This is a genomic window from Mucilaginibacter sp. (assembly GCF_025359345.1).
Lineage (GTDB): Bacteria > Bacteroidota > Bacteroidia > Sphingobacteriales > Sphingobacteriaceae > Mucilaginibacter.
In genome coordinates, this window is record NZ_JANYGQ010000005.1 from 45123 (window position 1) to 66754 (window position 21632).

The window sequence follows — 21632 nt, forward strand, 5'->3', positions numbered from 1 at the left end:
AAACTATTCTTCCGAATAAACACTGCTAACCCGGTCCCGCAGATTATAACTTGAGGCCATTACCTCACCATACGCGCCGGCGGTACGCACAGCAATCAAATCACCGCGGAAAGACTCCGGCAGTTCCACATCTTTTTGAAAACAATCGGTACTTTCACATATCGGCCCAACCACGTCATATTTTATCAAGTCCTGAGTCAACTCTTTTCCGACTTCAGACTTCCGACTTCCGACTTCCGACTCCCCCCGACTAATATTCTCTATCAAATGGTACGCCTGGTAAAGCATCGGCCTTATCAGTTCGGTCATACCGGCATCCAGTACTAAAAAATTCTTCTTTTGGCCGTTTTTAACATACAACACTCTCGATATCAGCGTGGCGCACTGCCCAACCAAAGCCCTGCCCAGTTCAAAGTGAACCTCCTGTCCCGGACGAACATTTAAGAACTGTTTAAATACTTTAAAGTAGCTTTCAAAATCGCTAAAGCCGTTGGTGTCCGGGTGATGGTAGTCAATTCCAAGTCCACCGCCGGTGTTCAGCACTTTTACAGCAAAGCCATGATCTTCAAACCAGTCCTGTATTTCATTTATGCGGTTACAAAGGTTCTTGTAAACTTCCATATCCGTTATTTGCGAACCGATGTGAAAGTGTATGCCTAAAAATTGCAGGTTAGGGCATTTACGCAGCGCATCGGCAACTTCGGGCAGTTGCCAGGTGTTGATGCCGAATTTATTTTCATCGAGCCCCGTTGTTATAAAATGATGGGTATGCGCATCAACATTCGGGTTTATACGGATGGCTATTTTGGCCACTTTGCTTTTAGCCCTTGCCAGCTCGTCAATCACAAATAATTCCTGAACAGACTCCGCATTAAAGCAAAAAATATCCTCATCAAGCGCAAGGTTAATCTCCTTGTCCGATTTTCCTACACCGGCAAACACCACTTTTTCCTTGCCAAAACCATGGGCAATGGCGGCTTTAACCTCGTTGCCGCTCACACAATCGGCCCCAAAACCATAGGCCTTTATCATATCAAGCACCCGGGGGTTAAAGTTTGCCTTCATGGCGTAATGCACATGAAAACCATGCTTTGACGATGCCGCACGGCAAGCATCTAAAGTGTTGCGCAAAACATCGAGGTGATAATAATAGAAAGGCGTTTCTAATTGCCGAAAACGGGATATGGTATTTGTATTGAACATTGTCTGAACCTTGATTCGCTTAATTAAAAGATTACTTGATCATCGGTACATTTGATAATTCGGAACTGAAAATCCGAAATCGAACATCCGAAATCCGAAATCAAAAAAGCCTGTTATGTAAACTTCTTAATATTTCTGTTTTATCGCCGGTACTTACCAGTAACGACATATTATGGTCACTGCCACCGTAGGATATCATCCTGATTGGGATGTGTTTTACGGCTTCCAGTACGCGGGCAGCGTAGCCATGTTTTTCGGCGCCAAAATCGCCCACTACGCAAATAATGGTTTGGTTCTTATCTATGTCGACCGAACCAAACTTCAGCAACTCTTTGGTAATGTCATCCAGGTACGTGGTGTCATCAATAGTTAAAGATACAGCCACTTCGGATGTAGTAATCATGTCGATAGATGTTTTATACCGCTCAAAGACTTCGAAAATGCGGCGTAAAAAGCCGTGCGCCAGCAGCATCCTGCTTGACTGTATTTTTATGGCGATGATATCGTCTTTTGCTGCAATGGATTTAATGCCATCTTTTTCGCTGGCATCGGATATTAAAGTGCCTTGTGCTTCAGGCTCCATGGTATTCAACAGCCTAACCGGAATCTTGTATTTTTGCGCCGGGAAAACACTTTGCGGGTGCAATATCTTCGCACCGAAATAGGCAAGTTCCGCAGCTTCGTCAAACGACAAGTGAGCAATTGGTTTAGTACCTTTTACAATCCGTGGATCGTTGTTGTGCATACCGTCAATATCGGTCCAAATTTGAACCTCTTCGCTGCGTATGCCCGCCCCTATCAGCGACGCAGTGTAATCGCTGCCACCGCGGCGCAGGTTATCAATTTCGCCAAAGCTGTTGCGGCAAATATACCCTTGGGTAATAAACAGTTTATTATCGGGGTGTTTATCCAACAATGGCGTAAGGTGCGAAGTGATATAGTCGACGATAGGCTCGCTGTCTTCGTCGGTCTTCATAAAGTCAAGCGCAGGCAGTAAAACCGATGGCACGCCGATTTCTTTAAGGTAAACGTGGTATAAAGTTGTCGAAAGCAGTTCGCCCTGCGCCAGTATTATTTTCTGTTCGATATTGGTAAACAAGTCGTTTGCCAGGCCGCTTAATAGCGCAAAATGGTAGTCAACCACTTCACGGCCTTGCTGCAGGTATTCGGGTTTGGCAAAAAGCTCTTTTATAAAATCTTCGTATTTGCTTTTTAACGCAGCGATAAGGCTGGCCGCTTTAGTCTTATCCCCTTCAAGATACGCATTGCCAATTTCAACCAGGCTATTGGTAGTACCAGATACTGCGGATAACACCACAATCTGCCGCTCAGCCGGATTGATAATATCCAGCAGCTTTTTCATTCTTTCGGGACTGCCAACAGATGTTCCGCCAAATTTTAAAACCTTCATTTTTTGTTCCTCTTCATTCAAAACATGCAACATTTATTGCACTAATTTTGAGGCGCTAAAATTAGGATTTTAAACGGTTGATAGCTAATGATGGGCAAATAAAATTTGGAACAGATTGGCAAAGATTTGTGACAACCAAAGAAAATATCGGGAATGGCTTATTTATTTAGCTTTCGCGGCTTTTACCTTAACCGAACGAGCCGGTTCCGGGCTTCCTGTACGCTTCCCATCAATAAACTTCTTCACCTTGCCCGAAAAAAGTAAAAAACAACCTATTGCCAGCATAACGGCGCCGTTGGTTACGTAATACGTACGGGTATTTAAACGAAATATACTGCCGGGCAACAAAAATACTTTTTGCAGCTGGCTCCAGCCTAAAAGGTCGTACAGTTTTAAAATATAAATTAGTACAAAAATAAAAACGGAGTTCAGCCAAAACCAATTGCGTTTCAGTGATATCCGCCATGATATGACATAAGCCACAATTGCTCCAACCAAAGCCGCCTGTGCTACAATTTTCATATCGAGGTTAGTCCTCGGCACATCATTTATCCTTGCCTCTACCGGCAAAAAAATCAAAAAGTTGAAATCGTACAAAAAGGCAACGGTTTGAAATCCAAAGATGAATAGCCAAAATCCTATAAAATGGATTACCATCAATCTTACATTAATTTTTGAGCCAGAACTTTCCATCGCTATAATTAGGTTTATGCAATAATAAGGGTTTGACGGGAAATTTATAACCAAAAATTATATTTATGCTATTACAAACCATTTTCTTAAATTTTATAGCTTTGGGCATGAACAAAAAACTGACCATTTACCTGCTGATTTTTGCTTTTGCACATTTATCATCTTTATCAATAGCCCAAAAAACTGTTGTACCAGCGCCGCTTTCACAACTGCAACAGCAATTCGTCGATTTGCGCTTCGGCATGTTCATCCATTTTAATATCCCGACCTATATGGACCAGGATTGGCCTGATCCGGATGCATCACCGGCCATATTTAACCCAACGAAACTCAACTGCGACCAATGGGCCAAAGCCGCCAAATCGGCCAATATGAGCTATGGTTGCTTAACTACCAAACACCACAGCGGTTTTTGTATCTGGGATACCAAAACTACCGACTATAACGTAATGAACAGCCCGCTTAAAAAGGATGTGGTACGTGAGTTTACAGACGCTTTCCGTAAAAACGGGCTAAAAGTAATGCTGTATTATTCCATTTTGGATACACACCACCGCCTGCGCCCAAATATGATAACGCGTAAGCATATTGAAATGGTAAAGGCACAGATAACTGAGTTATTAAGCAACTACGGCGAGGTATCTGCACTGATAATTGATGGATGGGACGCGCCATGGTCGCGCATAAGTTATGACGATATCCCATTTGAGGATATTTACAAATTGGTAAAATCGTTACAGCCAAATTGTGTGCTGATGGATTTAAACGGCGCCAAATACCCTGCAGAAGGTTTGTACTACAGCGACATAAAAACTTATGAGATGGGCGCCGGGCAGCGTGTATCAAAAGATGGCAATAACATGCCGGCGTTAGCTTGTTTACCCATCCAAAAAGCATGGTTTTGGAAAAAAGCTTTCCCAACCGAACCTGTTAAGGATGCTGCAAAGCTTGTGAATGAAACTTTAATCCCATTGAACAATGTGGATTGCAATTTCATACTGAATGTTGCGCCAAACCGCGACGGTTTGTTTGATGACAATGCCTTAGCCGGACTTAAAGAGATCGGCAAATTGTGGCACAACGAAGGAGCCCTAAAGAAACTGCCAGAACTTGATGCCCCAATCATTTCGTCGAACATCGCCAAAAAACAACCATCAAGTTCAAGTTGGGCCGACGACAGCAATATTATGGACCAGGCAAATGACGATGACTTTACCACCTCATGGATATCAAACCCCACAGTCGACAAGCCATGGTATGAAATTGATTTTACCAGCGACCGCGCTTTCAACACCATCAGCATTGCCGAAGAGAAAGCCAACATCACTAAATACAAGCTGGAATATTATGAAAATAGCACCTGGAAACCTTTGTTCGACGGCGAAAACGGCAAACGCGTAAAAATAAACCGCTTTAACCGGGTTTACGGCAGCAAAGTGCGTATCTGGGTAAAAAAATCGGACCACCAGGCTTCAATCGCCGAGTTTGGAGTTTATGACGAACAAAGGTAGGCTGGTGAGTGCTGAGTAGAAAATGGTGAAAAACAGGTACAAATAGCCCATAAATTCACCACATTTTCAATTCGACAAATCACTAACTCAAACCTGTCTACAGCTTTACTAACCCTTTGCTGATGCAATTGCCGGCCGGTAAGTTTGTTGAAGGACACTTTGGACTATGGGCTGGGACATAGTAAAAGCAGTAATTATCCCAATTATGGCAAGGATTTTGTTTAATTCATTGGTGAGGGGGCCGCTTAAAGTGGCTCGATAAACTGATACCTTTAATATCAATGAAGAATGGCCCATCACCGGCTATGTGGTGGCACAGTAAGCCGCCTCCAGACGACAAGGGAATAAATTGACCTGTTTATATGACCGAAAAATCGAACAAAATAAGGATACTTACGGCGCTGGTTTTTTGCAGTATATTTTTCGCTGGGGCTATATTTTATCCGCATATCGACGCATATTTAAGGAACGTTAACTACCTGCTTACCGCCTTTTTTATGCTGGTAGTTTTTATTTGCATAGTGGTCTTTTTTATAAAAAGTGTCAGGAGGGTTGTCAAAAAACGTAAACAATTAACTTTTTCAATAGCTATGCCTGCGTTGATTTATACGACTACCATGCTTTTATGCTACTTTTTACCAAATTCAGAATCGTTAAAAAGTGAAGTCGTAATAGCAGCTTACTATAAGGGCACGCAAAACCAGGCCGATTTGCGGTTCAGAAAAAATCACACTTTCGACCTGCATTGGTCAGCAACATTTGGCTATAATGAATGGTTTACGGGAACTTATACTCAAAGACGCGACACGCTGTTTTTAACTTATGCAGATACTACGAATAAAAGAATAGGCAAAGTGATTCTAAAAAAAGACGGCGAGCTAGTCACCCTTGATAAACGGACGGATAGCTCCTATTTTGCTCCGTTCAAAATCTATAAGGAACAAGCCAAATCCAAATAGGCTATCTATTGCGCCCAAACCTTGTTCTCAACGGTTATTCTTACACTCAGCATGGCTGCATTTAAAACAGTAAATATTATAGCTGTATAGTAAAGATGAAATACCAGTGGGATAAAGGCGATCTCGCAAACCACCTCCATGTAATTAGGATGTTTTAAGAATTTATAAGGGCCGCGTTTAACGGGATAAACACCAGGAATACGGTAAATCTTCGTGTTCCAGTACTTACCTAATGACGATAATGCCCAAAACTTAAACAGCAAAACCGATAAGAATATTCCCAGGAAAAGCCAGCTGATTTCCGTACCTCCACGTAACTTATATTCTGTAATTATAGATACGATGAACAGCGTGTGCATAGCTATCATAAACGGGTAATGACTTTGCCCATATTGAACAGCCCCCTGCGATAGCAGCCATTTCTCATTCCGCCGGGCTATCAGCAGTTCAGACAAGCGTTGGAGTATCAGAAAAGATATGAAGATGGTGAAGTACATTTTTAGTTGATTGGGTTGGATTGAGTTAATTAGGTTAATATGTGCAGCGTCTTTCTCACTTCCAGACTTTACTGAATTTCCGGACTTCAACTCACCTTCAGCAACACCATTTCGCTGGAAAAACCCGGGCCCATAGAAAGCATCAGCCCATAACCTTCCTCAAATCCTTCCCGCATAAATTTCTCCAGCACATACAATACCGTAGCACTCGACATATTACCGTAGTTATTCATCACCTCGCGGGTGGTTTTTAAAAAATCGCCCTCAATTCCTAATGTATCCTGGTAAGCATCCAGCACCTTTTTACCTCCCGGGTGAAATATAAAATTTTTAATGTCCTCAATTTTTAAGTGCTGTTTCGACAAAAATTCATCGATATCACCTTTTATGTGTTCATGGATAAATGCTGGTATATCTTTTGAAAATAATACCTTAAAACCTGTGTCCTGGAAATCCCAGCCCATTACCTCCAATGAGTCGTAATACAATTTGCTGGACGATGCAACATAGGTCGCCGTACTATTGTTACGGTGGTTATCGCCTTTGATAATACAAGCCGCAATTCCATCCGAAAAGAGGCTCGAACCGATAAAATTACTTTTACTGTAATCACTCTTGATAAGCGTTAAGGAACAAAGTTCGACAGCAACAAGCAGCACAATAGCATCCGGATTTGCCTTTGCCACCGTATTTGCCTTTGCCATGCCCGATACGCCACCTCCACAACCAAGGCCCCACAATGGCGAACGGTTTACATGCGGGTTAAGCCGCATTTTATTAATTATCATCCCATCCAGACTGGGTGTGGCGAGACCTGTGGTTGATACAAAAAGTATATCGGTAATGTCTTCTTTGTTGATACCTGCTTTTGCTAAACAATCTTCGGTGGCCTGTACAGAATAATCAAGCGCGATTTGTATGTATTCGTTGTTTCTTTCCTGAAAAGTATTCGGTTTGGAGTAAAAACTAAGCGGTTTGCAAAAGTTGCGGTATTTTATTTCGGTATTGTCAAAAGCGAAAATTAACCGGTTGGCCTCGGGGAAATTCTTCGAAAACATATCAAGCGCCTGCTGTTTAGCATCGTTTTGGTCGGTTTTATATGGTAAGTCGATTTTTGATACTGCTGCTATAAAGGGCATGATTGTTTGAGTAGATGTATATTTATATACTTATACATACATACGTATCCATTTGTGTGCCAGTTGCCCAAAATGCAGAAAATAAAAATTATTGCATTGAAATTACTCACTTAATAACATATCCAATAGTAAAGGCCGCATAACTAAAATTAGCGGCCACAACGTTGTAACTTCCCGTAAGGCGTATATGCCCTATCTCGAAACCGGCCCTGCCCATAAAGCCCAATTTGATAGCGCCGTAGCCCGATGTGTAAATACTGTCGCCGCTGTAATCTTCATAAATATAGTGCCTGGTGTAAAGACCCGCGCCTAAACCTATAAAGGGATTGACCGTGCTTTTCGATAAATAGAAATCGCCCGTCAATATGGTGGAACCGAAAAACGAAAACAGTTCATCGTTTGATTGGGCCTGGTAACCCAAAAAGGCGCCTTCAAGTCTTAGTCCCACAGCAAAGTTATCCGTTATGTAATAATGAGGCTCAACCGCAAACATAACACCCGATTTAACGCCAAAACCCTCCGTAGGAATGGCATACCCTCCGTTAATATCGGCTTTAACTGTACCTTCAAACTTTTGGGCTTGTGCCCATAACGCACAACAACAAAGCAGTGCTAAAAAAAAGAACTTTTTCATGATTGGTTACGGTTGAAAATTGTGATTGCGTATAAATTTAATAAAATAGTTAAACTATTAACTATCAGACGGTAAAATCGTGATTAACGTAACAGACAATAAAAAACCCGCGAAGTTTAACAACCTCGCAGGTAAAATATATTTTGATGATTATCGCCTGTTACTTTACCAATACAGCAAACTTATTTTCGTAATCCATCAATTGGGTCTTTATCTTTTTGCTCAATTCTGCTTCGCCATTATTCTTCGCTGTATCAGCCATTCCATTTAGTAATTGTACACCAATTTGAACGGTGCGCTGGTCAAGCCCGGCATTGTTGTCTTTTAATAATTGATAATTATAATCCAACTGATCGGTTATAAAATCATCGACGCTTTTCACATATTTTGTACCGAGGGCTTTATCACCAAGGCTGTATGCCGTTTCACCCAGGAAAAATTTGTGAGCTGCAGTGTCAATATCCGGGTTAATATCCGGCATTTCTTTATCAAATTTATGGATGGTATTTAGCGCCAGATCACGGTGCCCATCTTTGATAAGCCCGATTGCAAGATCGTTAAATGTACGCTCAATGTTCAGGTAAAATTGCGTTAGTGCAACATCATCCAGGTATTTTGCCTTTTTATAGTTGCCGAACTTAAACTTGTTTACCACGTTGTCGTACATCACCAAACTATTTGTTTTTGAAAGCTGGCTGGCCGGGTCGCTGTTATCAGGTTTAAATGGTATTAAGTGATAAACAAACCCTTCTTTGTATAAATACGGCTGCAAACCGAACATATTCTCGGGCCCCATTGTAGTGGTAAAACAAATGGGGCGTTCCCAGTTGTTGTGGGCCATTATGTCGAGCATGGCCAGGTTATCCTTAGTTACATAGTTTCCAGAAAACTTCCACTCCATGGTATCGGCCAACTTGCCTTTTTGTTGTGCAGTTATTACGCCATTTTTAAGCACATCGGCAGCATTAACGGTTAATTTAAAATTTTTGGTTGGCAGGTAGTTCATTACGTCCCCGCTTTGGAAAGTAATTTTGGCGCGGCTATCGTCTGAAGTGATAAAATCAAAAACCTCTTTAACCTCAACCGACCCCGGTATTTTTGCATCATTAAAATAAATCACATCGCGCGTGCCAGCTTTATACTTTTCGTAAGGCAGTGTAACAGGCAACGGCGCCGATTGATTCATTTTCTTCTGCATCTGGTGTATATACCAGTCCCCGCTAAACAAGCTCATGCAAACAATGCGCACATCCGGGCGTATGCCTTCAACCTCCTGATCGTACCATAACGAGTAGGTGTCGTTATCGCCATTGGTAAACAGGATGGCGTTTTTAGGGCACGATATTAAATAGTTATAGGCCATGTCATGCGGAATGGTTTTAGTCGAGCGGTCGTGGCCGCCCCATTCTTTGAAAGCCAGCAAAACCGGCACTGTTAGCATACAGATTGCAAATGAGCCGATGGTCGCAATCCTTAGACTTATTTTTTTACGGGCAAATTCAATAAGGGCAATCACTCCCAGGCCAATCCATATGGCAAAAGCGTAAAATGAGCCAACATACGAGTAATCGCGTTCGCGGGGCTGTACGGCGTTTTGGTTAACATACAGTACGATAGCTATCCCGGTGAAAAAGAAAAGCAGTGCTATTACAAGTGCATCGCGCTTGCTGCGTTTAAAGTGATAGGCGGCACCAAGCAGGCCCAGTATAAATGGCAGGGCATACAAAGGCGCATAGTCAGTACCCTGTGTTATCGATTTTGGCAGATGTTTCCCTCCATCGAAAATACCGCTCGTCCAATTGCCATTTACAGCTATCGAGCTTTGCTGACCATCGAACTGGTTGTATCTTCCTACAAAGTTCCACAGAAAATAGCGGAAGTACATCTGGTAAATTTGCCAGCTGAACATCCATTTCAGGTTATCGCCAAATGCAGGTGCCTGGCCTTCACCCAATTGCAGCCATTGCTTATAAAATTGCTGGTTTTGCGCAAAATACGGGTCCGATTCGGTGCTCCACATCCGCGGTAAAACGCTGGTATGGTCGTACACATAGTCAAGTTTTTTACCTGCGCTTTCATATTTATTCTTTCCCTTTTGGTAGACGTTGCCGCCTTCTTTTTCGTCGATAATTTTCGCATCGAAATAAGGGCCGGTTAACAATGGTGTTTCGCCGTACTGGATGCGGTTGAGATAGCTGTAAAGCGTAAAAGCGTTGTCTGGGTGCGAATTATTTAAATCGGTATTTGCAGAGGCCCTTATAGGTATGTACACAAACGAGCTGTAGCCGAAGTAAATAAAAGCGATACATACCAGTGCCAGATTTAACATCGGTTTTTTCTTACGGGCGCTGAACCAAATCCCACCGGCAATTAGTGCAATTAGGAGCAAGCAAAATACTGCTGCCCCACTGCCAAATCCCATTTCCAGTGTATTTACAAAAAAGAAATCGGCCCAGGCGGCAAAGTAGACTGTGTAGCCGCGGATACCAAATTGCACAAGACCCAATATGACAATACTTATTAAAAATGCTACAATGCCACGCTTAATAGTGATATTGTTGTACCTGCGGAAATAATAAACCATTGCCAGGGCCGGGATGGTTAACAGGTTTAATAAATGAATGCCAATAGAAAGGCCAACTATATAGGCGATGAGTACTATCCATTTATCAGCACCATTTTTATCGGCATTGGCGTCCCATTTTAGTATAGCCCAAAATACGATTGCAGTACACAATGACGACAGTGCAAATACGATTGTCTCCACAGCCGAAAACCAGAATGTATCGGTATAAGTAAATGCGAGCGCGCCGACAAGGCCAGCAGCCATAATCATGTACAATTGCGGTGTCCCGGTCTCCTCTCCCCTCTTTACCAGCAGCTTCTTGGCCAGTGCGGTTATCGTCCAAAATAAAAACATAATAGTTGCGCCGCTTGCCAGTGCCGACATGAGGTTGGTAAAGTAAGGCACTTTTGCGTTGTTACCGAATGACAATAAGGAAAACGCCTTACCCAGCATAGCAAATAGCGGGTAGCCCGGCTGGTGCGAAACCTGCAGACGGTAAGCACACGAAATAAATTCGCCGCAATCCCAAAAACTAACGGATGGCTCGAGGGTAAGGATGTAGGTGGCAGATGCTATTGCAAAGCAGAGCCAGCCTAAAAGGTTGTTGATTTTTTTGTAATGCATGTAGGTGAGGTGTAAAGTGGTTTCAAATTTTAGTTGATTCAGTTAGAGTTAGATTGAGTTAGCAACGGTTTTTAATTCTTTTCATCGATTAATAAACCATTCACCACACCAATTTCCGCCTAATTTTTTAATCCTAATTGAAATTTAACACCTGTTAACATACTTTAACAAAATCCGGGAGGAATTTAACATTTCCAGACAACTGAGCTTATTTTTTTATGGACAGCTGAAAAACAAATAGTTAGCTATATTTCAAGAGAAAATTTTATAATTTTACTTATCTATCAATTAAAAACATCATGAAGAAAATCATTACCACAATCATGTGCCTCGCTGCGCTTGTAAGTCTGGCCAACGCGCAAACCTGCGACCAGTTTGTCAGCAACGGGAACGGTAAAAAGGTTGTTTACTCAAATTTTGATGCTAAGGGCAATAAACAGGGGAGCGTAAGCTACTCATCGGTAAAAAAGGACGGTTCTACGCTTAGTTATCATAACGAGGTAACGGACAAAAACGGCAAAGCCATTGGCAACGCCGATTTTGACATTAGCTGCAATGGCTCCGCACTTAAAATCGATATGAAATCTTTTATCCCGGCCTCATCGGCAAAGCAATTTAATGGTATGCAAATGCAGGGGGACGGCAAATATCTTACCTATCCGCTCAATCTTAAGGTTGGAGATAAGCTTGAGGATGGCGACGCTACCATAATTGTAATGAATAATGGCAGTAAGTTTTCGGAGATTCAGATAGCAATGACAAACAGGACAGTTGAAGCCGGTGAACAGGTACAAACAGCAGCGGGTGCGTTTGATTGTTTTAAAATAAGCTACGAATCGCTGTTTAAGGCAAAAATAATGGGGATTGGGATACCGATAAATTTAAAAGTTACTGAGTGGTTTTCGCCAAAAATAGGTCGCTTTGTAAAATCTGAAACCTACAGGAAAGATAAGCTTGTGGGCAGCATGGTGCTTGAATCGATCAATTAAGCCTGTTTTTTTTCTGATTCCTGTTGATTAAGCTTCTCAATTTTAGTGTCGATTAATTGGGCCGATTGTTTAAGTTTATGGAAATAAGGATTTGCCTGGTGATCGCTCCCGGTCATTGTTAAATGATTAAGAATTTCGGCAATTCTTTCCTTTGATCGCTGGAATTTATTTAAATCGGCCATAAACCAAATTATTTAATCATTCCCTTTTACGCAGCGGGTTGCGCAACAGTTGCAAAAGGTTTTCCACAAAATTAAGTTTACTAACATTGTTACATATTAGTTACAATTATGCCTTCAAGGGCATGTTTAAAAATTAAAAAAGCCGGCTATGATGCCGGCTTTTTCATTTCAATAAATATTTTCAACCAGGTTATTCGTTTTCAATAGCTGAAAAGGCTTCCAGCAAAACATTCCATTTGTGGTTTTTATCAAGCTCCCAAATGCGCACGTAATTGTAGTTACTTAATATGCTGCCTTTTTTTATCCGGGCTTTGCCATAGGTATAAGCCAAATCGTTACTGGTTGACCGGCCCGCATTTACAGTTTGTGCGCTAATGGTGATAGCTTCATTGCTAAGAAACTTCATCACCTGTTCACGACCGGTCAGCGGATCGAAGCCGGGGAAATAGAAATGGCCTTCGAGGCTTAGAAATTCCTTATAAGTACCAATGGTCGAAATTGTTAATGAATGATTAAACAGCTCATCAGTAGCCAGTATAATCTTTTTTCCACCAAACGGGTCTTTGCTTGGCGCAACCCTCTTCTCAGGCTCCGGGCTCCTGAAATCGGTTAAATTTTCTTTATCCGGCTCGGGGTGTTGTATACCAAGATCAATTAGCAGTTTGAATTTACCTTCAGCGTCAACCCGCCACAACGAAACGTAATCGCCATAGACTTTGTCGTCATCGCCTTTTCCGTTCTGATAAACGTAAGGGCCTGCCGTAAATGCAAGGTCGCCATTGCCTGATATGCGGGCAAAACTCGGAGTCCAGCTTAGCGAGCCTGATTGTTTATCAATATTGCTATAAAATTCGTTTATGTTAACCGCATCCGGTTTAAAAACTATGCCTTCAGGGTCGGCAACAGCCAAAAAACCACCTTTTATACCTTTGCGTTCAACCAGTTTATTAAAGCTTTTTTCAGCTTCTATAACTTTGTTTACATCAACAGGTTCAGTAGTTTGTGCAATTGATACTTTATTGAGGCCAATTAAAACTATGGCGGCGAGTATTATTTTTTTCATTGTTGTGTGCAGATATTGTAGGGCAAATTTATAATAATTTATCAGGCGGCCTTTACTAAACCAAAGCTTACTTATTGATTTAGTAAATTTTGCTACCGCTTAACGGACATGTAACGCAATTTTTTGAATTAAATTTTACTCCAGTTTGTACCTTCTTTACTATCATTTAACTGGAAGCCTATTTGCTGCAAGCCGTTTCGTATTTTGTCAGACGTTGCATAATCATGACTGGCCTTTGCCTCATTCCTTATCGAAACTACAAGGTTCATCAATTTTGGTAAATCATCGTTAGCGGCTGTTTCATTTTTTAATCCAAGTACATCAAGTACAAAAGTATTCATCAAATGTTTTAGCTGATCTAAATTTCCAGCATCAATTTTCATTTTGCCGTCGTGCACCGAATTGATAATGCGCGATGCTTCAAAAAGTTCGGCAATTAGCACAGGGCTGTTGAAATCATCATTCATTGCAGCATAGCATCTTTCAAGTAGTGGTCGTATCTCAATCTCGGTGGTTGCCGATGCTTTTAAACCTTCAAGCAGGCCGAAAGCATTCATCATGCGCTTAAAACCCTTTTCCGATGCTTCCATTGCTTCGTTCCCAAAATCCAGGGTACTGCGGTAGTGCGCCTGCAGCATAAAGAACCGAACCGTCATGGGGCTATACCCTTTTTTAAGAATATTATTGTTCCCCGAAATCAGTTCATGCGGTAAAAAGCTGTTACCCAATGATTTGGACATCTTTTGGCCATTTACGGTGAGCATATTTGTGTGCAGCCAGTATTTTGCCGGGTTTTGGCCGCAAGCTGCAACATTCTGTGCTATTTCGTTGGTATGGTGGGTTGGCGCCAAATCAAGCCCGCCACCATGTATATCAAACTGGTGGCCCAAATATTTACCGCTCATCGCCGAGCATTCCAAATGCCAGCCCGGGAAACCAACTCCCCATGGCGACGGCCATTTCATAAGGTGCTCGGGTTTAGCTTTTATCCAAAGGGCAAAATCAAGCTTGCCATGTTTTTCGTCCTGGCCGCCAAGTGTACGGGTGTTTACCAGCAGGTCTTCCAGATTGCGGCCATTTAATATGCCGTAGTCCTGTGTTTTATTATATTTTTCAACATCAAAATATATCGAGCCATCAACCTCGTAAGCATATCCATTGGCTAATATCTCCTTCACCATCTCAATTTGCTCAATAATGTGCCCGGTTGCTGTCGGCTCAATGCTGGGTGGCAAAGTATTAAATATCTGCATTACCTCATGAAAACCTACCGTGTACTTCTGCACAATCTCCATTGGCTCTAACTGGGCCAGTTTTGCTTTTTTCGATATTTTGTCCTCGCCTTCATCTCCGGCGTCGCCCTCCAGGTGGCCTGCATCGGTAATGTTGCGCACGTAACGCACTTTATAGCCCAGTTGGGTAAGGTAACGGAATATAAGGTCGAAAGAAATGTAGGTGCGGGTGTTTCCCATGTGCGCGTCACTGTAAACGGTGGGCCCGCAAACATACATGCCCACATGCGGTGGATTAAGCGGCTCGAATTTCTCTTTTTTACGCGTTAAAGTATTGTAAACAAACAAATTTTGTTCCATGAGGGCAAATATAGTAATTGGAGTTTAGAGAATAGTGATTAGAGATTGGTGATTAGCCGTTAGTTTAGGAAAGTGACAGGAAATTAGCAGTTGAAGAACAGAGGCCGGAGGATTTTTCCTAATCTCTGATCTCCAACCGCTGATCTCTTTCACCTACTTCTTCAGTCCAATTTCCCTCAGTCGCTCATCAAGGTATTCGCCGGCAGTAATATTTTCATACTGTTTAGGATGGTTTTCATCAATACACTGCGGAAGGCAGTTTAAATCCATCCCGGCCTTCGGGTGAAGAAAAAACGGCACCGAATAGCGCGAATTTTTCATCAGTTCGCGCGGCGGATTTACCACCCTGTGTGTGGTTGATTTCAGCTTATTATTAGTTAAACGCTGCAGCATATCACCCACATTAACTACCAGGTCCTCGCCATAGGCTTTAACGGGGAACCATTTGTTATCCCGTGTCAGCAGCTCCAATCCGTCGGCGCTGGCGCCGATAAGCAGCGTAATCAGGTTTATATCTTCATGCGCACCTGCACGCACCGCGTCATCCGGTAAGGCATCGGGATTAGTTATAGGGAAATAATGCAGCGTACGCAATATTGAGTTGCCATTGTGCACCTTATCATCAAAATAGTTCTCGGGCAACCCCAGGTAAACAGATATCGCCCTTAATAAATGCTGACCGGCCCATTCTAATTTTTTATAAACTTCTAAAGTAGTGTCGTTAAATGATGGCAGTTCCTCAACTACAAGATTGGCCGGGTATTCGTCTTTTACAGGGTCGTTGTCTGTTACAGTCTGGCCAATCTGCCAAAACTCCTTTAAATCAGGGGCGGTAAACCCTTTGGCTGTTTCTTTTTGCTTACCGGTATAACCACGCTGGCCTGCAAGGCCGGGCACTTCGTACTTCGCTTTTATATCATCGGGTAACGCAAAAAGCGCTTTTACATCCTCATAAAGTTTATCTATCAGCTGCTTATCCATTCCGTGGTTGGTTATGGTTACAAAGCCGGTCTCGTTAAAAGCCTTGCCAATATCGTCCGAAAATTGCTTACGCTGGGCACCGCTTCCGTTTATATATAAATTTAAATCAAGTCTTGGGATGTTTACCATTTTGCACTGTTTAATTGTTTCGCAAAACTATTTAAATAAAAAATAGTTATAAAGAAAATGTGGAAATAGAGAGCCAGCCATATATCCATCCCTAATCTGACAATTTTAATAAATACCAATAAAGACGCTTTACCTTTTAGGTTATTGCCTGTCTGAACATTTATACCCTATTTAAAACGTTACGCCGGGCATTTATAAATACCTGGCAAAAATTATTAAAATCATGAAAAAAATAAACAAGATATGGGGAACCGGCCTATTGGCTTTGCTACTATTTATAGCAGTCCCCAAACATAGCAAGGCACAAGGAGATGAGTATATTTCGGACCAGGAATTTTACGACGACCTTGATCCCGACGGCACCTGGGTAAGCGACCCACAGTATGGTAACGTATGGGTGCCAAATGTAGATGAAGACTTCAGGCCTTATGCCACACGCGGGCACTGGGTAGTAACAGAATATGGTAACACTTGGGTGTCAGACTATCGCTGGGGATGGGCGACATTCCACTACGGCCGCTGGCGTTATGATGATTATTATGGCTGGGAATGGATACCTGGCCACGAGTGGGCACCAGCTTGGGTAAGTTGGAGGCACGGTCGCGGTTATTATGGTTGGGCCCCGCTGCAACCAGGGATAACTATTAGTATTTCTTTGGGCCGCAATTACCATGTGCCCGATCATTATTGGGTATGTGCACCCGAAGCTTATATCAACAGGCCTAATATTTCCAACTATTATGTTCCGCCGACCAGGTCAGTGACCATTATACGCAATACAACTATCATTAATAATACATACATTAATAATAACACCACGTATATTGCCGGCCCCCGTCCGCGTGAGATACAGCGTTACACACACCAGGCGCCGCAGATTTACAAAATCAATAACGACAGGCGGCCAGGCGCTGTTCGGGTTGAAAACAATATTGTAAACATTTACCGGCCTGCTGTTAACAAAGCACCAAACGCGCGGCCAGCCCGTGTAATTGATGCAAACGCATATCGAAGGGAAAACCCTGCCCAGGCAATTGCACGCCGCGACAGGGGCGCGCCTACATATAACCGCGCAAATGCTCAACGGCTTGCCCAGGTTGCAAGGAACCCGCAACCAGACAATAAGGTTGTACGTGTAAACCCTGCAGTTAACCGCCCGGCCCAGCCTGCCAACAGGCCAAACCCTGCGGTGGAACGCCAGCAACAGGCACAGCAAAAACAACAAGAACAGCAGAAAAATCAGCAGCAGCCTCAGCAAAAACAGCAGCAGTTGGAACAAGCTCGTCAGCAGCAGCCTCAGCAAAAACAGCAACAGTTGGAACAGGCTCGGCAGCAACAGACCCAGCAGAAACAACAACAGTTGGAACAGGCACGTCAACAGCAAACCCAGGAAAAACAGCAGAAGTTAGAACAGGCCCGTCAGCAGCAGACTCAGCAGAAACAACAACAGTTGGAACAGGCTCGTCAGCAACAGACCCAGCAAAAACAACAGCAGTTGGAACAGGCCCGTCAACAGCAGACTCAGCAAAAACAGCAGCAGCTTGAACAGGCCCGTCAACAGCAGACTCAGCAAAAACAACAGCAGTTGGAACAAGCCCGTCAGCAGCAGACTCAGCAAAAACAGCAGCAGTTGGAGCAGGCACGTCAACAGCAGACCCAGCAAAAGCAGCAGCAGTTGGAACAGGCTCGTCAACAGCAGGCTCAGCAAAAACAACAGCAGCTGGAGCAGGCGCGTCAACAGCAGGCTCAGCAAAAACAACAGCAACTGGAGCAGGCCCGTCAACAGCAGGCTCAGCAAAAACAACAGCAGCTGGAGCAGGCCCGTCAACAGCAGGCTCAGCAAAAACAGGCGCAATTGACTCAGCAAAGACAACAACAAGCTGCGCAAAAACAAGCGCAGCAGGCGCAACAACGCCAGCAGCAGTTAGAAAAACAACGTCAGCAGCCAAAGCCACGGACAAATCAGCCCCAACACGAATAACAATTGCCGCTGTTAATTAATTTATAATAAAAAACAGCACCTGTAGTTATAATTGAATTACAGGTGCTATTTTTATACCCTAACTAATTTCAATGAACCGGTTTTCTACTTCGCTTTTTAAATACGTTACCACAGCACTAACTGTAATCCTGGTTACTGTTGCGGGTATTAAATACTACACCGCTCCCTTTGCTGCTAACAATTCTTCGCACATTGTTTTTATCGAAAACTCCTGGGATGAAGCACTGAAGCAGGCTGCGGCAAAAAATAAATATATTTTTGTTGATGCATACGCTACCTGGTGCGGCCCCTGCAAAATGCTTAAAGAGCAAACCTTTACTGATGATAAAGCCGCAGCCTTTTACAACGCCAATTTTATAAATGTAGCCATTGATATGGAAAAAGGCCGCGGGCCCGAGCTTGCTCAGCAATGGCAGTTAAGGGCCTACCCCACTATGATCATATTCAACCCGAAAGGAAAGCCCGTCTTAGGCACAGTGGGCTTTATAAAAGCAAGCGAACTGATAAGGTTTGGCCGCGAGGCATTAAAAAAATAAACCGGGCACTTGCGGCGCCCGGCTTAATGATTAGATCAAATAAAATTATTGAGAGTTAGTGAACTATAAAACTTCCTACTAGTAAGGCAAGTACCTGGCTCATTGATAACGGTTCGTCAAATGCAGCAGTTGCTGTCGCAACTGATGTTGCCCCTCCATTTGCACCTTTAAGCGTAGTAACGTCTACCCCACCCTGGATCACATTTTGTTCACCATCGTAATTTCCGTTAACAAGGGCAATCCCGGTGTCGTTACCTAACGTTGCTGTGCTGGTTATCCAAGGGGTTAACCCGCGTATCTGGCGGATAGCCGATGCGTGGCGCGCCTCAACAGCATGTATTGATAGTGCAGCGGTTAAAACCACTCTGTTACTTTCACCTGTAAGGTACTGCGCCTGGCCTTTATATGCACGCACGCCGGTATCTTCAAAGGCTTGCGCAACAGCCAAAAATGTTTGATAGTTGGTTAAAACGTCCTTAAACGGGCCGTTACCCGAGCCATTGCCAGCGGTTAGGTCGAACGTTGGCACTGCTGCCGGTGTCCCCCCTAGTGACTTAATTACAGTAGTTAAAAAGGCAACGTGATTATTTTCGTCTTTTGTAACCTGGTTAAAATAATAACTGGCTGCCTGCGCAGGTATTAGCGCTGTTCCTTTAGCAGAACCTGCATTATAAAATGTAGATTCCAGGTATTCAAGGGTAAGGGCATAGTTTAGTATTTCGAGCACGGTAGGCTTCGCCCCCGATTGTGCATAAGCTTTTTGAAACATCGTCCCGACAGCAAACGGCAGTGCGGCCGCAGCCACCTTGGTGCCAAAGCTTGTAATATTTTTGATCACGCTACGACGATCACTTAAACGGCCGTAAACTTCAGGATCTACTTTTTCTACTTCTTCTATTATGTTAAATAAATTCATGATATTTTTGGATTAAGCGGTGTAACCGTAATTTTTTGCGCTAACTTTTGATTTAAGAAATGTGTTTGCTATTGGCAGAACGGCCTTAATTTCTGTTGATGCATTTAAGCTGTTTGTTGTATCTACAACATCGCTTCCGGCAAAATTTCCGGGAGCGATTAAATTGCGGATCAATGCTGCATGCCGCGCTTCAACCGAAACAATCTTTCCGGCAATCGTTAAATAGTCCGGGTTTGATATCAGGTACCCGGCACCATCATAAGCCTGCACACCTAAATCCTCAAATGCCATTGCAGCGCCTAAAACAGACGAACGGCTGCTAAAATCGATCTTTCTAAAATCAGGCGTTAATGCTTTTATTGCGTTAGGCCCTAACGCCGCTTTGAAAAATTCACGGTGCAAAATTTCGTGATCGCGAATTTCTGTCAATAAAGTTCTTTCACTGTCACTTATGCCCGAATAAGGCGTTAATATAACCTGAGTATAAAACGCTGCCTCCAATTGCTCTAATGCGTATGCATAATTCAATATTCCGTCATCGCCCGAACCTATGTCCACACCGGCGGTTGGGCTATAATCGTGGTAATAGTTTTTGTGGCATGCCGCGGTGGCTAGTAACCCTACAGATGCCGCACCCACGCCGGCATAGCGCAAAAACGACCTCCTAGCCATGTTTGCGTTTTCTACTTTTTCCAGTTCTTCTGTTTTCATAGTGATGTAAATGTTTAATTATTTGATATTGATGTTTTTGGTAGTTACGTAGCTTTAGTAAGATTTGGTTTTTAACTTTTAATTATAAAACACTCGCTTCAGGAATATCAATTTTTTATACAGAAAACCTTACGTAACAAGATTTTGTTCCATATTAAAAATTTAATTAACACAACATTTACGACTATTCTAAAAGTTTTAGCTTGTACGGTTACCGACGTGCAACATTTAATTGAAGAAAACTATTTAAACCAATAGCTGTTAGATGATGATTGACTAAAAAACAGAAGGGATAAAAAAAGGCCGAAAAACTCTCGCAGTTTGTCGGCCCTACATCTACCTATGAAAAACAACCCTTTTGGAAGGGCACTAACATTAACTCAAAAGCAATGCCAGTTTATATATTTGCTTTGTACGCTCAAATATTTTAAATGTTTCCAATAGGGAAATAAAACGAGCAATTAATTACCCAATATGTAGTATTTTTTTACTCAGGGCATAAAGCGTAGAATTTACAACGAGATATTATTTATTAACAAGTTAAATCTAAAGCTATTATCACGAAACCATAACCAATTAACGTTGTTACACTCATATGGATTACAATGTTTATTTATTAGCCACCGATCCCAATAACCCCTGCAGGGATATTATCCATTCTCGCGACACACGTTTAAAAATTAGGGTATTTTGCCTCAGTGAAGAGCAATTTAATCCGGATAGCAACGAAATACAACTATACGGTTACGCCCAAAAAAAACTATATGCCTTTGAAACCATAAACATCGTAGCAGAAGACGCACTCGACGTGGTAAGTGCCATCCAATGGTATGCTGAGTATATAGACTTCCCCGAAATGGAAATATTGCCCGACGACCCCAGGCCGGGACAGCATGTTGCGATGTAAAAGCTAAATAAAAGGGCATAATTCAGGCCGAATCGCGTTAAATTCAACCTCTTTAAAAGTTAATTTCATATTAATTGCGCTGTAAATCAACCTGCTACTTTTTATTTTAAATTATTTTTTGAAGAATAAGCTATACATCCTATATTTGCATTCCCAAAACGGAGGAAGCACGAGGCTTCAAAGTTTAAGCAAAGGGAGTTTAGCTCAGCTGGTTCAGAGCATCTGCCTTACAAGCAGAGGGTCACTGGTTCGAACCCAGTAACTCCCACAAAATGGAGAACAAATACCTCCGAAACCCTGTAAATCACTTGATTTACAGGGTTTTTTGTTTAAACCCATATCAATTCTAACCAATTCTTTTCAATGTTTATGATACCAAAGTGAGTA

At 42.6% G+C, this 21632-nt stretch carries 19 protein-coding genes and 1 tRNA gene; 7 read left to right on the top strand and 13 right to left on the bottom strand.

Features of this window, described 5'->3' with window-relative positions; genetic code table 11:
- Positions 1–3: 3 nt before the first annotated feature.
- From lysA to Q0R52_RS02135, 3 genes are all read right to left on the bottom strand, one after another.
- Positions 4–1203 (bottom strand): diaminopimelate decarboxylase, encoded by a 1200-nt coding sequence (gene lysA / locus Q0R52_RS02125; protein ID WP_295791641.1) that lies wholly within the window; start codon positions 1201–1203, stop codon positions 4–6.
- A gap of 100 nt (positions 1204–1303) precedes the next feature.
- On the bottom strand, positions 1304–2614 hold the full coding sequence (locus Q0R52_RS02130) for an aspartate kinase (RefSeq protein WP_295791644.1): 1311 nt from the start codon (positions 2612–2614) through the stop codon (positions 1304–1306).
- Positions 2615–2776: 162 nt separating this feature from the next.
- Positions 2777–3307: a hypothetical protein gene (locus tag Q0R52_RS02135; RefSeq protein WP_295791646.1), complete on the bottom strand. Its 531-nt coding sequence runs from the start codon at positions 3305–3307 to the stop codon at positions 2777–2779.
- 107 nt (positions 3308–3414) lie between these two features.
- Between Q0R52_RS02135 and Q0R52_RS02140 the strand changes: the two genes are divergently transcribed.
- Entirely contained in the window at positions 3415–4818 is a 1404-nt protein-coding gene (locus Q0R52_RS02140; RefSeq protein WP_295791647.1) for an alpha-L-fucosidase, read from the top strand.
- Between the two features lie 362 nt (positions 4819–5180).
- Positions 5181–5777 carry a hypothetical protein gene (locus tag Q0R52_RS02145; RefSeq protein WP_295791649.1) on the top strand — a complete coding sequence of 199 codons (597 nt, stop codon included), beginning with the start codon at positions 5181–5183 and terminating at the stop codon, positions 5775–5777.
- 5 nt (positions 5778–5782) lie between these two features.
- Here Q0R52_RS02145 and Q0R52_RS02150 read toward each other — a convergent pair whose 3' ends face one another.
- The 4 genes from Q0R52_RS02150 to Q0R52_RS02165 all read right to left on the bottom strand — a co-directional run bounded on the left by Q0R52_RS02150 (position 5783) and on the right by Q0R52_RS02165 (position 11237).
- Positions 5783–6274: an isoprenylcysteine carboxylmethyltransferase family protein gene (locus Q0R52_RS02150; protein ID WP_295791652.1), complete on the bottom strand. Its 492-nt coding sequence runs from the start codon at positions 6272–6274 to the stop codon at positions 5783–5785.
- Between the two features lie 86 nt (positions 6275–6360).
- Positions 6361–7413 carry a 3-oxoacyl-[acyl-carrier-protein] synthase III C-terminal domain-containing protein gene (locus tag Q0R52_RS02155; RefSeq protein WP_295791654.1) on the bottom strand — a complete coding sequence of 351 codons (1053 nt, stop codon included), beginning with the start codon at positions 7411–7413 and terminating at the stop codon, positions 6361–6363.
- 106 nt (positions 7414–7519) lie between these two features.
- On the bottom strand, positions 7520–8047 hold the full coding sequence (locus Q0R52_RS02160) for an outer membrane beta-barrel protein (RefSeq protein ID WP_295791656.1): 528 nt from the start codon (positions 8045–8047) through the stop codon (positions 7520–7522).
- Between the two features lie 160 nt (positions 8048–8207).
- On the bottom strand, positions 8208–11237 hold the full coding sequence (locus Q0R52_RS02165) for a DUF2723 domain-containing protein (protein ID WP_295791658.1): 3030 nt from the start codon (positions 11235–11237) through the stop codon (positions 8208–8210).
- A 299-nt stretch (positions 11238–11536) separates the two neighbouring features.
- Between Q0R52_RS02165 and Q0R52_RS02170 the strand changes: the two genes are divergently transcribed.
- Positions 11537–12226 carry a hypothetical protein gene (locus tag Q0R52_RS02170; protein ID WP_295791660.1) on the top strand — a complete coding sequence of 230 codons (690 nt, stop codon included), beginning with the start codon at positions 11537–11539 and terminating at the stop codon, positions 12224–12226.
- On the opposite strand, the gene Q0R52_RS02175 is transcribed toward Q0R52_RS02170, so the two are convergent.
- From Q0R52_RS02175 to Q0R52_RS02190, 4 genes are all read right to left on the bottom strand, one after another.
- Positions 12223–12408, bottom strand: coding sequence for a hypothetical protein (locus Q0R52_RS02175; protein ID WP_295791662.1), 186 nt, complete (start codon positions 12406–12408; stop codon positions 12223–12225). The genes Q0R52_RS02170 and Q0R52_RS02175 overlap by 4 nt on opposite strands.
- Before the next feature lie 190 nt (positions 12409–12598).
- Positions 12599–13471: a hypothetical protein gene (locus Q0R52_RS02180; protein WP_295791664.1), complete on the bottom strand. Its 873-nt coding sequence runs from the start codon at positions 13469–13471 to the stop codon at positions 12599–12601.
- Positions 13472–13599: 128 nt separating this feature from the next.
- Entirely contained in the window at positions 13600–15063 is a 1464-nt protein-coding gene (cysS, locus tag Q0R52_RS02185) for a cysteine--tRNA ligase (protein ID WP_295791666.1), read from the bottom strand.
- Between the two features lie 153 nt (positions 15064–15216).
- On the bottom strand, positions 15217–16173 hold the full coding sequence (locus Q0R52_RS02190; RefSeq protein ID WP_295791668.1) for a 2-oxoglutarate and iron-dependent oxygenase domain-containing protein: 957 nt from the start codon (positions 16171–16173) through the stop codon (positions 15217–15219).
- Positions 16174–16396: 223 nt separating this feature from the next.
- Here Q0R52_RS02190 and Q0R52_RS02195 point away from each other — a divergent pair, with 223 nt between their 5' ends.
- Both Q0R52_RS02195 and Q0R52_RS02200 read left to right on the top strand, forming a co-directional pair.
- Complete coding sequence (locus Q0R52_RS02195) at positions 16397–18154, top strand: DUF6600 domain-containing protein (RefSeq protein ID WP_295791671.1); 1758 nt, start codon at positions 16397–16399, stop codon at positions 18152–18154.
- A 92-nt stretch (positions 18155–18246) separates the two neighbouring features.
- On the top strand, positions 18247–18711 hold the full coding sequence (locus Q0R52_RS02200) for a thioredoxin family protein (RefSeq protein WP_295791673.1): 465 nt from the start codon (positions 18247–18249) through the stop codon (positions 18709–18711).
- 55 nt (positions 18712–18766) lie between these two features.
- On the opposite strand, the gene Q0R52_RS02205 is transcribed toward Q0R52_RS02200, so the two are convergent.
- Positions 18767–19627, bottom strand: a complete 861-nt coding sequence (locus tag Q0R52_RS02205) for a ferritin-like domain-containing protein (protein WP_295791674.1) — start codon at positions 19625–19627, stop codon at positions 18767–18769.
- Between the two features lie 12 nt (positions 19628–19639).
- Positions 19640–20338 carry a ferritin-like domain-containing protein gene (locus Q0R52_RS02210; RefSeq protein WP_295791675.1) on the bottom strand — a complete coding sequence of 233 codons (699 nt, stop codon included), beginning with the start codon at positions 20336–20338 and terminating at the stop codon, positions 19640–19642.
- 595 nt (positions 20339–20933) lie between these two features.
- On the opposite strand from Q0R52_RS02210, the gene Q0R52_RS02215 reads away from it, so the two are divergent.
- Both Q0R52_RS02215 and Q0R52_RS02220 read left to right on the top strand, forming a co-directional pair.
- Entirely contained in the window at positions 20934–21245 is a 312-nt protein-coding gene (locus tag Q0R52_RS02215; RefSeq protein WP_295791677.1) for a hypothetical protein, read from the top strand.
- Between the two features lie 193 nt (positions 21246–21438).
- A tRNA-Val gene (locus Q0R52_RS02220) sits at positions 21439–21513 on the top strand.
- The last annotated feature ends 119 nt before the right edge of the window (positions 21514–21632 follow it).

Bases quoted from the DNA above. Each gene is read 5' to 3' on its own strand.
- lysA (WP_295791641.1), bottom strand. From the start codon at position 1,203: ATGTTCAATACAAATACCATATCCCGTTTTCGGCAATTAGAAACGCCT.
- Q0R52_RS02130 (WP_295791644.1), bottom strand. From the start codon at position 2,614: ATGAAGGTTTTAAAATTTGGCGGAACATCTGTTGGCAGTCCCGAAAGA.
- Q0R52_RS02135 (WP_295791646.1), bottom strand. From the start codon at position 3,307: ATGGAAAGTTCTGGCTCAAAAATTAATGTAAGATTGATGGTAATCCAT.
- Q0R52_RS02140 (WP_295791647.1), top strand. From the start codon at position 3,415: ATGAACAAAAAACTGACCATTTACCTGCTGATTTTTGCTTTTGCACAT.
- Q0R52_RS02145 (WP_295791649.1), top strand. From the start codon at position 5,181: ATGACCGAAAAATCGAACAAAATAAGGATACTTACGGCGCTGGTTTTT.
- Q0R52_RS02150 (WP_295791652.1), bottom strand. From the start codon at position 6,274: ATGTACTTCACCATCTTCATATCTTTTCTGATACTCCAACGCTTGTCT.
- Q0R52_RS02155 (WP_295791654.1), bottom strand. From the start codon at position 7,413: ATGCCCTTTATAGCAGCAGTATCAAAAATCGACTTACCATATAAAACC.
- Q0R52_RS02160 (WP_295791656.1), bottom strand. From the start codon at position 8,047: ATGAAAAAGTTCTTTTTTTTAGCACTGCTTTGTTGTTGTGCGTTATGG.
- Q0R52_RS02165 (WP_295791658.1), bottom strand. From the start codon at position 11,237: ATGCATTACAAAAAAATCAACAACCTTTTAGGCTGGCTCTGCTTTGCA.
- Q0R52_RS02170 (WP_295791660.1), top strand. From the start codon at position 11,537: ATGAAGAAAATCATTACCACAATCATGTGCCTCGCTGCGCTTGTAAGT.
- Q0R52_RS02175 (WP_295791662.1), bottom strand. From the start codon at position 12,408: ATGGCCGATTTAAATAAATTCCAGCGATCAAAGGAAAGAATTGCCGAA.
- Q0R52_RS02180 (WP_295791664.1), bottom strand. From the start codon at position 13,471: ATGAAAAAAATAATACTCGCCGCCATAGTTTTAATTGGCCTCAATAAA.
- cysS (WP_295791666.1), bottom strand. From the start codon at position 15,063: ATGGAACAAAATTTGTTTGTTTACAATACTTTAACGCGTAAAAAAGAG.
- Q0R52_RS02190 (WP_295791668.1), bottom strand. From the start codon at position 16,173: ATGGTAAACATCCCAAGACTTGATTTAAATTTATATATAAACGGAAGC.
- Q0R52_RS02195 (WP_295791671.1), top strand. From the start codon at position 16,397: ATGAAAAAAATAAACAAGATATGGGGAACCGGCCTATTGGCTTTGCTA.
- Q0R52_RS02200 (WP_295791673.1), top strand. From the start codon at position 18,247: ATGAACCGGTTTTCTACTTCGCTTTTTAAATACGTTACCACAGCACTA.
- Q0R52_RS02205 (WP_295791674.1), bottom strand. From the start codon at position 19,627: ATGAATTTATTTAACATAATAGAAGAAGTAGAAAAAGTAGATCCTGAA.
- Q0R52_RS02210 (WP_295791675.1), bottom strand. From the start codon at position 20,338: ATGAAAACAGAAGAACTGGAAAAAGTAGAAAACGCAAACATGGCTAGG.
- Q0R52_RS02215 (WP_295791677.1), top strand. From the start codon at position 20,934: ATGGATTACAATGTTTATTTATTAGCCACCGATCCCAATAACCCCTGC.